11 protein-coding genes are annotated in these 14,489 nt (G+C 30.1%); 5 read left to right on the top strand and 6 right to left on the bottom strand.

Going from position 1 to position 14,489, the window contains the following annotated elements; all coding sequences use genetic code 11:
• Positions 1-114 precede the first annotated feature (114 nt).
• The 5 genes from ACHAJD_RS02255 to ACHAJD_RS02235 all read left to right on the top strand — a co-directional run bounded on the left by ACHAJD_RS02255 (position 115) and on the right by ACHAJD_RS02235 (position 7,985).
• Positions 115-1,812 (top strand): recombinase family protein, encoded by a 1,698-nt coding sequence (locus ACHAJD_RS02255; RefSeq protein ID WP_435584232.1) that lies wholly within the window; start codon positions 115-117, stop codon positions 1,810-1,812.
• Complete coding sequence (locus tag ACHAJD_RS02250) at positions 1,799-3,433, top strand: recombinase family protein (protein WP_435584231.1); 1,635 nt, start codon at positions 1,799-1,801, stop codon at positions 3,431-3,433. Before ACHAJD_RS02255 ends, ACHAJD_RS02250 begins: the two co-directional genes overlap by 14 nt.
• A 508-nt stretch (positions 3,434-3,941) precedes the next feature.
• Entirely contained in the window at positions 3,942-4,679 is a 738-nt protein-coding gene (locus ACHAJD_RS02245) for a hypothetical protein (protein WP_435584230.1), read from the top strand.
• An 826-nt stretch (positions 4,680-5,505) separates the two neighbouring features.
• Complete coding sequence (locus ACHAJD_RS02240; RefSeq protein WP_435584229.1) at positions 5,506-6,027, top strand: hypothetical protein; 522 nt, start codon at positions 5,506-5,508, stop codon at positions 6,025-6,027.
• 1,268 nt (positions 6,028-7,295) lie between these two features.
• Positions 7,296-7,985, top strand: a complete 690-nt coding sequence (locus ACHAJD_RS02235; protein WP_435584228.1) for a hypothetical protein — start codon at positions 7,296-7,298, stop codon at positions 7,983-7,985.
• 33 nt (positions 7,986-8,018) lie between these two features.
• On the opposite strand, the gene ACHAJD_RS02230 is transcribed toward ACHAJD_RS02235, so the two are convergent.
• From ACHAJD_RS02230 to ACHAJD_RS02205, 6 genes are all read right to left on the bottom strand, one after another.
• Positions 8,019-10,616 (bottom strand): TOTE conflict system archaeo-eukaryotic primase domain-containing protein, encoded by a 2,598-nt coding sequence (locus tag ACHAJD_RS02230; RefSeq protein WP_435584227.1) that lies wholly within the window; start codon positions 10,614-10,616, stop codon positions 8,019-8,021.
• Positions 10,617-10,686: 70 nt separating this feature from the next.
• Positions 10,687-11,742: a nucleotidyl transferase AbiEii/AbiGii toxin family protein gene (locus ACHAJD_RS02225; RefSeq protein WP_435584226.1), complete on the bottom strand. Its 1,056-nt coding sequence runs from the start codon at positions 11,740-11,742 to the stop codon at positions 10,687-10,689.
• The gene (locus tag ACHAJD_RS02220) at positions 11,739-12,464 is read right to left on the bottom strand and encodes a DUF6577 family protein (RefSeq protein ID WP_435584225.1); all 726 of its coding nucleotides are present in this window, start codon (positions 12,462-12,464) and stop codon (positions 11,739-11,741) included. Before ACHAJD_RS02220 ends, ACHAJD_RS02225 begins: the two co-directional genes overlap by 4 nt.
• A gap of 191 nt (positions 12,465-12,655) precedes the next feature.
• Positions 12,656-13,147, bottom strand: coding sequence for a hypothetical protein (locus ACHAJD_RS02215; protein WP_435584224.1), 492 nt, complete (start codon positions 13,145-13,147; stop codon positions 12,656-12,658).
• 85 nt (positions 13,148-13,232) lie between these two features.
• The gene (locus ACHAJD_RS02210; RefSeq protein WP_435584223.1) at positions 13,233-13,859 is read right to left on the bottom strand and encodes a hypothetical protein; all 627 of its coding nucleotides are present in this window, start codon (positions 13,857-13,859) and stop codon (positions 13,233-13,235) included.
• A 231-nt stretch (positions 13,860-14,090) separates the two neighbouring features.
• Positions 14,091-14,489, bottom strand: a 399-nt coding sequence (locus tag ACHAJD_RS02205) for a type II toxin-antitoxin system RelB/DinJ family antitoxin (RefSeq protein WP_435584222.1), incomplete at its 5' end; no start/stop codon positions are given.

Here is a 14,489-nt window from a genome sequence, read left to right as displayed (position 1 = left end):
CATATCTCGTTTTTTTTGTATTTATCGAATTTAGTCCCTTTAGATAAGACTATAGACTTGATAAATAACTTGTTAGAGGTAATATACACAGTAACAAAAAGGAGGTTTTCACCAATGAACACATATGTAGAAATCATTGAACCAAAAATTCAGTACAAAGATGAAAAAACGAATGAAATTAATGTTAAAAGAAAAGTTGCAGCTTACGCTCGTGTATCAACTGATGAAACTGATCAATTAAACAGTTATCAAGTTCAAATTAAAGAGTTTACAGAGCGTATTAAGAGCAATCCTGAATGGGAATTTGCTGGCATGTTTTCTGACGAAGGCATAACAGGAACTAACATGAAAAAGCGCATTGGCATGCAAAAAATGTTAGAATCCGCAAGAAATGGTGAGATTGATATGATCATCACTAAATCTATTTCACGTTTCGCTAGAAACACTGTAGATATGCTAACGGTTATCAAAGAAATGCGAGAAATCAAGGTTGAGATTTATTTTGAAAAAGAAAATATCAGTAGTGCAGATCCAAAGATTGATTTCATTTTAACGATCATGTCTTCTATTGCTCAGGAAGAATCTAGAAACATCAGTGAAAATACCAAATGGGGATTTCGTAAACGATTTTCCCAAGGACAATTACTGATGAACACAACCAACTTCTTAGGTTATGATAAAGATGAAGATGGCCAATTAGTTATTAATGAAGAACAAGCAAAAACTGTTAGATACATTTTCAATCAGTATTTAAATGGTATGGGTGTCTCAATGCTTTCAAAACATCTCATAGAAAAAGGATTTGAAAATGGCCGTGGTGCTGTTGTTTGGTATCCAGATACTGTTAAAGAAATACTAAAAAATGAAAAATATGCAGGCGACCTTATGCTTCAAAAGACGGTAACGGTTGACTACCTTTCACATAGAACCATAGAAAATGATGGCCATGCGACAAAATACTATATTAAAGATAATCATAATCCAATCATTGATAGAGAAACTTTTGACATCGTACAAACGATGATTCACGCAAGAGATATTATCTTAACCAATGATAACTTAGAACGCTACAAGCATCTCGCACGAAAACCAATTAAAGGCCTTGTTTACTGTAGTAGATGTAAACGCATGTATCGTTCTAAGATGCATAACTCAGGAACTACATTCAAGAAAAGTATGTTAAAGTGCCACACCGATAGAAATAATCCTCATCATTGTGATAATCCTTCTATTCATGAACCACTGGTAGAACGAGCTACGCTTCACTTAATTAAAGAACTTACTAAGACTGAAGATATGCAAAAATCACTATTAGCATTTATGGAACAATCCCTGGAACAAGTAAACTCTCACGTACCACTCAAAAAACTTAAAGAGAAAAGTATTGATCTAGCAAACGAATTAAAAAAACATGTCAGAAGTAAAATACGTTCTGGCATGTCTGATGAAGAATACGATACAATTTATAAAGAAATCGAAGGCAAACTAGAACAATGCGAAATCGACATTGTAAATCTTAGAAATCAAATCAATCGAGAACTTCTCACAAGAAGACGTCTATATGCATTAACAAATTTTATTGAATCAAACTATGAAGACAAACGCATTATTAAAAGCTTCTTTGGAATGATTCTCGTCGATGGTAAAAACCATCTAAAATATATCATTGATGATACATTTTCAATTATCGATGATTTACACGAGCACATCGATATACTAAATAAATACAAACCTTTCTTAAAAGGAAAATATTATGATGAAACTACAAAGGATATTGTCACCTATGAGGTAATTAAATATGAAGGACATTAAAGTTATTGAAACGAATCAAAATGCAAATAAACATATTATTAAGCGTGTCGCGGCTTATGCGCGTGTATCTACAAAACAAGAATTGCAGGAATCATCTTTAGATCTTCAAGTTAGACACTATGCTAAAGAAATTATATTTAATCCAGATTACATTTTTGCGGGTATTTATTACGATCACGGAAAAAGTGGTACATCAATGATTAAACGAGATGGCTTACAGGCATTATTAAAAAAAGCCTATGCAGGCCATGTTGATCTCATATTAGTTAAATCTCTATCAAGGTTTGCAAGAAATACGATTGATGCACTAAATGTCATTAGAGAAACAAGGAAACAAGGCGTTGAGTTCTTCTTTGAAAAAGAAAACCTATCATCACTAGATACTACCATTGATATGATTCTCACGATGATGGCAGGACTTGCTGAAGCTGAGTCTCAACAAATATCATCAAATATTCGCTGGGGTCATAGAAGCCGTGCAAAAAATGGTAAAGTTCCTATACATCCAACATTCGGATATGATATCAATGAAGATAAAAAATATGTTATTAATGAAACAAACGCATCGGCTGTCAGAAAAATATATAAAAAGTTTCTTGAAGGTAAAAAACTTAATGAAATCCTTATCTATTTAATAGAAAAAGGATTTAAAACAGCTAAGGATAGGGAGTTTTCCGATTATCAACAAGTTAAAAATATTTTAACCAATGAAATTTATATAGGTAGAATAACTTATGGTAAAACCTTTATCAAAGTTGATGGGCTTGAAAAAAAGAGTGTTATCAATAATGGAGAGCAACCTAAATACATTATCAATAATCACCATGAACCTATAATTGACATAGATACATACAATAAAGTTCAATCAATTTTTGAAGAGCAAAAAGCAAAAAGAAAAAAAATTGAAAAAACAGATATAAACAATTATGAGAAGTTTGCTTATTCAACTCGCCATGAAGGATTTATAAAACGGAAACGCATAGGTGTCATAGATGAAGAGGGTGCTGAACCTATACCTTTTTTTCGAAAATCATCTGTCCCCAAGTTTTACGTTAAACACACATCAAAGGTCCTCTTCCGTTCTCTAAACGTACTGTCGCGAAAATTTGGGCGCTTGGAAGCATTATTTGATGCTCAAGTTGATGACATACTCTCTAAACAAAAATTAACAAAAAAGCTAACTGAACAAGAAAAAATAGTTGAAGATTACATGCGACAGTATTACAGATTGCAACGTAAAACCATAAAGGATAAAAAAGATCGAATAATGCTTTTTGAACTAGAAACACTGATCATTCAAGAAAGTATGATTTATAATGCCATAGAAGATGAGTACAACAACATTGAAGAACGTTTAAATCATGCTATAGATCTTAAGAAACACTTCAAAGAATTAAAATATCCAACCGAAGCTCTAACACCAGAAAATGTTAACAACATCTTTGATGGTTTCCTTATTGATGGTCAAGATACATACATTGCATTCATCAATATATCTAATAAAGAACTAACTCCTGAGGCAATGAAAAAGGCAGCTTTCAATACACCACTGCACACTGGTGCTTACAAAACCAAAGGTAGAATTGATGCAGAAATCAAGTGGAGCATAATTTTAACATAACACAATTAATAATGGGTAAAATATAAACAAAAAAAATACGATAATCTATGCTAAAAGGTAGTAAATGAACTACCTTTTGCATCGTATTTGGCTCTAAATATATAAGCCTTTTCATAACGTTTCATAGCCATGACTACACAATCGACAGTCTAAAGTAAAGGGTCAGGGTGCAAAGCACACTACGGCCGAAAAGTCAAGTATAAAAATATCATTTATTATCTTAGCTAAGCGCATAAGATGACACAGAAACGACATATAAAATACATCAGTTTCATAGTCTATCGTATAAGCACCAACATCTTGAGCACTCTATCTAAATGATCGATTTACAAAATAATCACAAAATAGTGTCATTAAGCATTTGAATTTACTTTTACCCTAAAAAACACCATGTCATTAACGTTTCAAAAATACTGACGTATCATTTTTATTAAAATGATGCTAAAAGCTCATAGTTTTTTATGCATGAACATGTTACAATAAACCAATAAAATTAAAGGAGCATTCCATGAGTCAAACACAATTTATCGCTGGCGTTATAGGTTTATTACCTAAAGATGCTATTCATGATCTGAAGAAGTTTTATGATCAGCAAATGCATCAATATACTACAGAAAGCATTTATTTAAAAACAATCTCTAGATTAGCAGAAAAAAAGATCATCACAAAAGTTATGAGATCTCATTATTATATTCCCAAAAAGGATTCAACAAGATTAACACCTACTGCTTGGAAAGTAAGAGCATATATCTTAGAAGATGCATCCAAGTATGTTGAAATCGGTGATGCTTTATATTTTAGAAAGAAAATCTCTTTAAAAACACCTGAAGTCACATCATATTTTGTTAACGATATGGATACTCAAACAAAATCCATTTTAAGTTTTAAGTTTACAAATATTAAAACACCATTAACAAATACTGTTAAAACACATATTGAATTATTGGATATCCTATCAAACTATGACAGTATGCCTTATGTGATTCATCATCGGTTTCTACAATTAATGGAATCATACAGCAACCAGTTTTGTGAAGATACTTTTCATATCATCTACAATGAATTTAAATATAAGAAAAAAACGATTGCATTTTTATGTGAGGTTCTCGATCATTATAATATTACACATGATTTAAGAAGTTTATTATCAGCTGCTTCTACATATCATGTACCAGATTGGAAAACGAATGGTTGTGAATATATTGAATCAGCAAAGAAAGTATATAAAAACATACTTGGCCGATAATTTTTAACTTAGGATATAAAGAGGTATTCTCTATGTATAGTGGGTAAAACCACTTTTTTTATAATCTCAAGAAAAATATTAAATTAACCGTTTTAAAGCGTATGAGTTCACACTCACGCATTTTGGTTGCATTTGCTTAATAATGTGTGAGTGATTATAGGATATACATATAAATATTTCTGATTTTATTTTTAAATAATGGCTTAATATGGGGAATAACTCTATACTTTATTTAAAAATATGAATGAAAATGGACCCTATGAATATAAACCATTAAAAAAGAAGAGTTTTTTACTCATCTTTATGATTAATGAAAATTTAAATGTAACAGATGTCATTGGTTGCAAAGATATGACACACTAACAGACAGTTCTTGAACTAGGAACAGTGTGCAGGCATACTTTCACAGAAAAGTCAAGTAAAAAAATGACTTTTTTTCTCTTTATAAAGACGTTTAGTCACTATGATTTTCATAACAAAATACATTGGTTTCATAGCGACAACATAACAAAGTACAGTTCTAAAAATCACATCGTCCATGCATGTTTTCGTAAATCACTAGTGTTTGATGTGTCAAGACGATATATCATTTTACGTTTTACAGTCTTTAGACGGTTTTATTATTTTTCTTAATCTGCTATCATATTATGACAAGGAAGTGATCAACATGAATATAACAAATGAAGTGAAAGAAATAATTCTGCAGCTGCCAAAGAACCAGCTGTTTAATTCAAGAGAAATTTACGAAAGATATTTTATCGATTTTTGCACGGAATCGACATATTCTAAAATTATAAATCGCATGAAAAAAGAGGAATCAATTATCATGTTTCAAAAAGATATCTTTTATCTTCCTAGATATCGAAATGGTAAACGCGTCAATATTAGACAATATCAAATCAAATCTTATGTCTTCTCTAACAACAACCATGGCGTTTTAGTAGGTGATGGATTATACTATCAATTAAAACTATCTAAGGTTATTGCAAAAGAGTATCTTGATTATACAAATCAAACAGACGAGCAATCAAAGAAAATCGGTAATGCAAGATTCTTATTCTTCCCTTTTGATTTTGATCCTACTACAACTTCTATTATTCAGCTCGTGGATGTTCTTTGTGGTTTTCATAAAATAACAAACATTGATCTAACCCAGTTTCATAAATTTTTAGATTCATCTGTTAAAATGTATGATGACATAGCATTTTATGAGATCCATAAAATTATGAAGTATCCAAAGCATGTTATTGCATTCTTAAAAACCATACTTGATGATTTGGGTATTGATAACCTTCTCGATAAATTCCTTTCAGCAAGAAGTAACTATAAGATTCCAGATTGGAAATAGGCGGCTTAGAAATTTTGAATCCATATAATTCCTTTTACAATTACACTAAAAAATCGGAAACTTAAAAAGTGACCGATTTTTATTACGTTTGTCTGTATTTTGATACTTCTTATGTTTTTTGATGTTAGTATTCATTACAAATGAGTTAATTGGCCTGAGACCAGTTCAATTACATTCGTTTACTTTTTAAGACATCTTATCTTTTCTAACAATGATATTCGATACAAATGAGTTGATTGCTATGTGATTAGTTCAATTACAAACGTATGCTTTTTGAGAAGTTTTTACTAATGTGATGAGAATATTTATCACAAGTGTGTATGTTGATGGAAAATTGACATGAACCAATTTAACTACATTCGTATACTTTTTAAGATGCCTTATCCATTTTGTTAACAATATTCATTACAAATGAGTTAATTGACCTGAGACCAGTTCAATTACAAACGTATGCTTTTTGTGAGAATTTTTCTAATGATATGAGAATATTTGCCACAAATGTATTGATTACTATTAAGTTAAAAAGTCATCAAATTATAAACACAACACCAGAAAAAAAATAATTTAGTCATGATCAGCCCTTTTCATAATAATGAATATAGAAAGGGTATATAACATACAGTTCTCACAATGACAGTCCTTACTAAAGGGTCAAGGGCCCTAATCATTAATTTTAAAAACTTAGTGAAAATCATAGAAAAACCCATTATAAATCATTGTAAACCAATAAGAAATAGAGTGTAACTTTGCCATCTTAACAAAGCCATTTCATAGCCACATACATGCCTTTCATCAGGATAGACAGTTGTAAAAGATGGGGTTGTGTGCAACGAAATATATGTGGAAAAGTCAAGTGCTTTTGTCATTTTTTTTATCGCAACAAAGACGTCAAATATGTCAAAGGTTGCAGTGAAAAATACACGAAACCGACAGTTGTGAACAAAGGGTCTAGAGTGTCAAGTTCATTAAAAAAATACATTTAATAGTGTCAAGTTCACATAGTTTTTACTCTTTGATAATAAGGTATGTTATACATTTATTTTTCTAATACGTTCATTTAATAAAGGTGTATAGAAAATACATAAAACCGACTGTTCAAAGTGAAGGGTTTCAGTTAAACCTACTGTTGTTAGTAAAGGGTCCATAATGTCAAGTTCAATATGAAAATGGATTTCTTTTCGTTAATTTGCAGAGGTCTAATTTTTTGTGTAAAAACATGATTATATTATGAATATCTCATGATAAAATAGATAGGAAAGAGGTGCAAGATGAAAGAATCAGACTTAATTACAGGAACTTGTGAAATGCTTGAAAAAGGGGTCATCTATGATGCAAGCAAAATCTATCATGATCATTTCCATCCCCTATTTAATGAAGTAAACTATTATCAAGTATTATCTAGAATGGTGAAAAATAATCGGCTTATTAAAGTCGCTAAAGGACTTTACTATAGTCCTGAATATAAAGATGGAAACCAAGTTCCACTAACGCATAAACATATAAAGAAATTTATGTTACCATATCATGGTTTAGGTTTTGCGGTTGGTGAATCATTATATTACAGGTTAAAACTAACATCTACGAAACCATCAAATTATACTTATTATGTAAACCATATTGAAGAAAAAACGAGAACAATTCAAAATACCAAGTTTATTAGAATTTATTCTGAAATTAATGCTGATATTATAAAACATATTGAATTTATCGATATCTTAGAGCATTTTGACTCTATCCATAATATCAATCTAGAAGGCTTCAACCATTATATCTCTTCATTCATTACTACATACGATGAAAATATCATGAAACACACCATTAAAGTTATCAAACCTAAGAAAAGAACTATCGCTTTTCTTAAAGAGATACTAGATGGTAATAGCATTGATAATTCATCAGGGTTGTATCTATCGACAACTTCTAAATATCATATCCCTAAGTGGATTACAGGATCTTAGCAAAGTTTGCTAAGATCCTGTTTTATTTTAGATTTACTCTGATTGAATTAATTTTTTAGCTAACGCCTTATTTTCTATTCGCATTATGCTGTCTTCTTGAATAGATGAATAGGTAAACGGATTTATTGAACCATACCATACAATATATTCGTCAACTATAATCAAGTTTACACTATGTTTGATTTCTTTAGTCTCTAATTTAGTTTTAGCAACAAGTTTGTTAAGTTTTCCTGTATGGCTATTTTTAATCATAAATGTAATGGAATCAGTTGCTGACTTTATATCATCAATAAGTTTTTCATCATAGTTATCAATATTATACAAGTACTGTTTTGTTTCAAGTTCACTTACTAAGTTGAATCCTAGAGAGTTGTAACCTCGTTGTCGTTTTAAAAACATATTCGAATATATCCGAGATTGGATATCAACATAATCGTATACTGATACTTCCTTTTTACCTTGTCTTTGTCTATTTAACCTGCCTACATACTGTGCTAGTGTCCCTTTCCACTTGAATGGCATTGTTATTAGTAATGTATCTAGCCTGTCGTCATCGAACCCTTCACCTATATATTTTCCTGTTGCTAGTATAACAAATGAATCATCAACATTCTTAATTGTTTCAAACATAATATTTTTTTCTTTTTGTGATAGTTTACCATGCAAAACAAATAGATTTTTCACCTTAGACCTAAGATGCTCTTTCAATATATTAAGATGCTCAACGCGTTCTGACAATACCAAAACCGTTTTATTATTATGAATATTATATAGGATATCATCTACTATTATTCTATTTCTACCTTTGTCATACATGATGGTATTTGTCATATCGTGTATATCATCTTCAAAAGTAAACTGCGTGTCCATAAACCGAATATATAAATCTTTTTGAACATTATTTTTTATTGCCATACCCTCAGCAATAATACCACCGATTAGCATCTCTGTTATTGTTTCTAATCCATCGCTTCTTTTAGGGGTTGCTGTCAGACCATAAATATGTTTTGCACTAAAGGTTCGAATAACCTGCTCAAAAGTATAGGCAGCTAGATGATGAACTTCGTCAATCAATATTAAACCATAATGATCTTTAAGTTTTTCAATTGATTCGTAACTGTTTAGAGATTGAAATGTTGCCACATCAATTTTATTTCCTAGGTTACACTTTCCACCATAGCAAATGCCTATGTCCTGAGTATTAGAGAAATCAGAAATTTGAGTTTTCCATTGTTTGCAAATACTAACTCGATTAGTTAGAACTAAAGTATTCATTTGTAAGTGTGCAGTTAAAGCTATCCCTAATACAGTTTTACCATAACCGGTAGGTGCTACAATAATCCCTTGATTAGATTTAATGACTTCTTTAAAAAGAACCTTTTGATGATTATAAAGATCAACGTGCATCTTAATTTGTCTAGGTATTATTTTCGATTGACGATCATCAATCAAATCATAATCAACATTAGCTGTCTTTAGCTCATTAATGATTTTGTCAAGCAGACCTCTAGGTAAATATAACGACTCATTATCTTCTTTAAACAATTCAATGATTCTAGGTGTTTGGTATGTGCTATATCGCATTGCCTTTTTCTTGTAATACTCAGGGTTTAATAAAGATGAATATCTCATAAAAAACTGCTCAGAACGTGGTGTAAGGGCAGATTTGGATATTCGAATCTCGTTACTAACCTTTAGTGTCAGCTTGTTTAAGAAATCCAAAGGGCGAATATCCAGTGATTTCATTTTGTTAGACACAACTTCAGATGACTCGAAATGTTTTGCTTGTTCTAAAAAGTATCGAAGCTCTTCCTCTGTTATTTTCTTAGTATGAGCCAATTGACCATATTGATCTTCAAATAGTTTGAAATTATCATCAACAAAAAGTGTGGTTCCTTTTTGACCGCTTTTTCCGTTTAAAGGTAGGGCAATAAGATTCCCTATTTGATTATCATCAATAAAATCTTGAGCAGGAAACATTCTATCGTATGAATCTAAAGAAAGAGATCGTTGTTCAAGCATGGTTTTCGATAATAAGATTTTACCGAGGGTCCTAGCTTCTTTTGCTAGCACCTTGTTTTGAAAGAAAAACCAAATATGTGCTCCTTTTCCAGACCTTGATATCTCAATCAGTGGTGAAAACCCTTCGCTTTTTGCAACTTGAGTAAATGCTTTAACATCATCTTTAAATGATTGCTTATCAAAATCAATTGCAAGAAAATAGGTTTTTTGATCATCAAGCATGGGATACAGACCAACAGTTTGATTACCTTTGAGATGTAATTCAACCACTTCTTTTGTAAACGGCTCATATAGGTCTTTCTTACTTACGCCTAGCCTATTTTCATTCGATGAATATCTAAATTCAGATTTATATTTTGGCGCATACCCAGAACTTTCTTTACCTTCAAACCTTATCGCATAGCAATCTTCTCGACCTTTGAAATAATCTAAAAATATATTTAATTTAATATGATTAGGTCTATTAATAATTTGATTTGGATTATCATCAACTACCCAACCCTGTTCATCGATGATTTTTTTATACTTATCAACAAGAAGCTTTAAATTCTTATTTTCTTCTCTTAGTTCTTTAATTGTTTTGATATATCCTTCTTCTTGATTACTCATCTTGATTTACCTCCTCCAAATCAAACAAAGATTTATTTAATATGTTTCCTTCCCCATGAAGCTTGATCACTTAGACAATATCTAACAGTTTTAAAGCTGTAACAGCTTTATTATAGGATTCCATACTTACCTTTTTTAGTCGATTAATGTTTTTATATTCTTTAGGTATTATTTGATTTGGAACATCAATTTTGATAGCGTTTGTTTTTTTGATAAGTTTAGCTGTTAGAAGCATTATATTACATGCATACTCAACAACACTTTCTCCAGTTACTTTAACTCCAAATACATGATTTTGAATACTATGAATTCCTTTTAAAAGTTTTGAATAGTCTTCTTTAAACAAAGCACCTCGTGTAACGATTGTTAAACACATGTTAAATGTATCCATTAATGCTATTTCTTCAGTAATATCAATACCTCGATATTCTATTTCTTGCATGACAATTTTCGAGTAAGATGCACTGATAATATTAAAATCTTTGGCATCTTGTAACAGTTTCGCAACATCTAGAAATTGCTTAATTACTTCTAAATATTTAGTAATTAATATACCATCTTTATTATAGTATTCATATTCAATACCTGTAGTATTAGGCGCAAAAGCAGTGAGTTTATCAGCTAAAATGGATTCTATCGATGGAACTTGTACAAACAATGACTCACCTTCTTGTTCTAAAAAACTGTTTTTAATAGGTACGGATAGAACTTTCTTATACCCATGATTTTCAAACAAGACATCTAGTAGTATTGGAATCTCTTGCTCACTAGAAGGTGACTGATAGTAAAATCTATAATGTTCTTTAGTAATATTATTCTTACCTCTTCTTTCTTGTTTTTCCTTTCGAATAAAGGGGTAAATTTTAGCAGCTTCATTTAAAAACTCATCAAGATTAATATGAGGTTCAACAATGATATCAATATCTGTTGATAATCGATATGGTTTATTCAGTAATAATACAAGTGATGTTCCACCTTTAAATACAAAAGGCAAATTAACTCTTACCAAACTTTCTAGTAAACCAAAAGCAAAAATCATACGCTCAATTAAAAACTCATCTAAGTTTTTGTATGTTTTCTTAATGGATCTTATGTGCGCTTTTGTAAATGAGTTTTTACTAATCATTTAGTTACCTCACTAGGATCATATTTTTTTACAAATTTTTCCGTAATTTCAATTAAATTCCTTCTTTTTGCATAAGAATAAACGGTTTTTATATTGACCTTATACATTCTAAAAATATTATCAATAATAGTCACATATTCTGATTGACTAATTAACTTGGACACTAAATCACTAGAAAATAAGTCAACGATAAGTTTCTCAGCTTTGATTTCATATGATTCTTTGTTCATTGGAGCACGGCTTACCAAACTTGAAACAATGACTATATCGTCTTCTGAATATAAATAATAGTTTTCAGTTGTAGGATTCAACAAGATCTTATTTGTCATGTGATCACGTAAATATGTGAAGACATCTTCCATATAAAATTTTTCGACTTCAACAAAAATGACATTTCGAGATAATTGATGATTTATCCATTCATTAAATATATTTGTCTCATAAATTACTATATCTAATTCAGGATACCTTTCGCTTATTAATTTTTTTAATAGTTTCTTTTTTTTCGTCTCTACCTTTGGCGAATAATCCTTAAGCACACCTTTGTAGTAGTGTTTGGAATCTACTTTTGTAATGTCCCCTGATTTGACAAGTTCATGTATAACCCATCTAATTGATGAGTCTTTTTCATAATCAGTAGATTTTTTTATGTAATCAACCAAATCCTCTTTTAAAATATATTTACTTCTCTCAAACACATCTAGCTTAATACCATCTGACATGACAAACACCACCTTTAATTACATTATATACTTTGTCAGTAGTTATCTCAATGCATTTTACCAATATTTTATTATATTGGCATTTTGCATATCCTTTTAAAAATAATAGCAGAAACTCGATTCTGCAATTATTTTAACTCTCAATTGATACATGAAGCATTATCTAAGCTGTCCTGTTTGTCAATCAAAGTTCAATCGTCTAGCAACTCAAAACCACCACAATAGCTCATCACATCATGAAACTCTTCTATTATATCGTCATTATAAATAGATGAATGCAATGATTCATATAAAGAATTGACTATAGAAGTATCCATATATTCAACAGCTAGAGAGCAAGCATCTTCAAAGACTTCTAAGGCAATGTCAACCAACTCTTCAGTGGGTTTTCCACCATAAAGGTCGATTTCTACAAATAAATGGCCTGCAAACTCATAGGCTATTCCCATGAATGATTTTGACTTAGAATCATTAATTTTATAGCCCTGATAAATTTGGTATGCTTTCAATACACTTCCTGTATGATTTGCTACCTCTTTTTCAATAGCTTTCAAAACTTTCTCTGGGTTTACTGTTTTAATTTTCGTTTCCTTAATAAGAGAAAAATATTCAGGATGATCTTTAAGAATCGTTTTCAATATTTTAACAAGTTCGTTTTTTGTTAATTTATCTAAATTTTTCATATTACACCTCTTCTGACATATAATGTAGTTTATCCGAAGTAACAAATATAACTGTTTTATTTAATCATTTATATGCATTTGAACTTCAAATGCATAGTTTTACTAAAACACTATGTACGGTTCGTCTAAAGCCAGCATATCTCTTACCTTTATAATGCTCACTATAATGTATAATTTCTTCTTTTTTTATTCCTTGGCTTTTTAAAATGTCTTGTAACTGAATTTTTGATTTCTCTATATTGTAATCACTATAAACCAAATATTTAATAAGCTCTAAGAATTCTAAAATATGAATGTTATCTTTGTTGATTTGAAATGGCGGATAAGACACAACCACTTTACCATCGTATAAATGTTTAGATCTTGTATGTATCGATACATTGTTTGATAAAATTTCATAAAATGAAGAAACTTGGGAAGTAAATCTATACTTATTTAATAAATATGAACCTATCCTAATGCCTTGATTGCCTTGTAAATATTTCTTATTTATAACATCTTTAAGTGATGGTTTTAAATGCGAGAATTTCTTTGTTGAACTAGGAATATAATATAATCCATTTTCGTAACGTTTTAATATACCAAAAGAAACCAAATAAGAAACCATTTGATTTAAAGTGTTGATATTTTCAATCTTTAATACATCTTGAATCTCATCTCTAACAATAGGTTCTCTTTCATCGAAAGCATCCATAATTATACTTGCATTCATATTATCACCTCAATAATACAATATTTTTTATATAATTATTATATCATTATTTAATGGTAAAGTAAACAAGATTAATTAGAAGAAAAAATAATGCTATGGTAAATAGTTTCAACTGATGTAATTTACCAATATTTAGATTTTTTGGCATTTAGCATGTATTCAAAATAAAAAAGGATCCCCAACCAAAAAAGATTAGTTATCCAAAGATGAATAATAGATCCAAACATATAGTTACTCAGCTAGTTTTTTATAGGCAGCTTCATATTCTTCTAAAAGATCATCTGATATATCTTTCAGTCTATCTTTCTCATAGGTTTTCTTGATAGCATATAGCGCTACATCATAATCAATATCTCCACGTGCATAAAGATTGATAATTTTTATTAACTTTTTAGGGTATGGTTTACCTCCAGTTAAATTTAATGCTTCAGCCAACTCTTGTTCTTTTTCTGCTGCACCCTTATTTGGCAATTTTACTTTAAAAGGTAATCCTTTATTTAAAATGATTTGGCTCAAGAATAAATCAACCGCAGTAGACATATTTATACCAAGTATATCTAAAATGTCTTCAACTTCTTTTTTTGTTTCTTCATTTACTCTAACATTAATATAAGTGTTTTTACTCACAGT

The sequence above is a fragment of the Liberiplasma polymorphum genome (genome assembly GCF_043951795.1).
Classification (GTDB): Bacteria; Bacillota_I; Bacilli_A; order Izemoplasmatales; family Izemoplasmataceae; genus Liberiplasma; species Liberiplasma polymorphum.
Note: the sequence above shows the minus strand (reverse complement) of the source record. Positions and strands in the feature narration are given on the sequence as shown.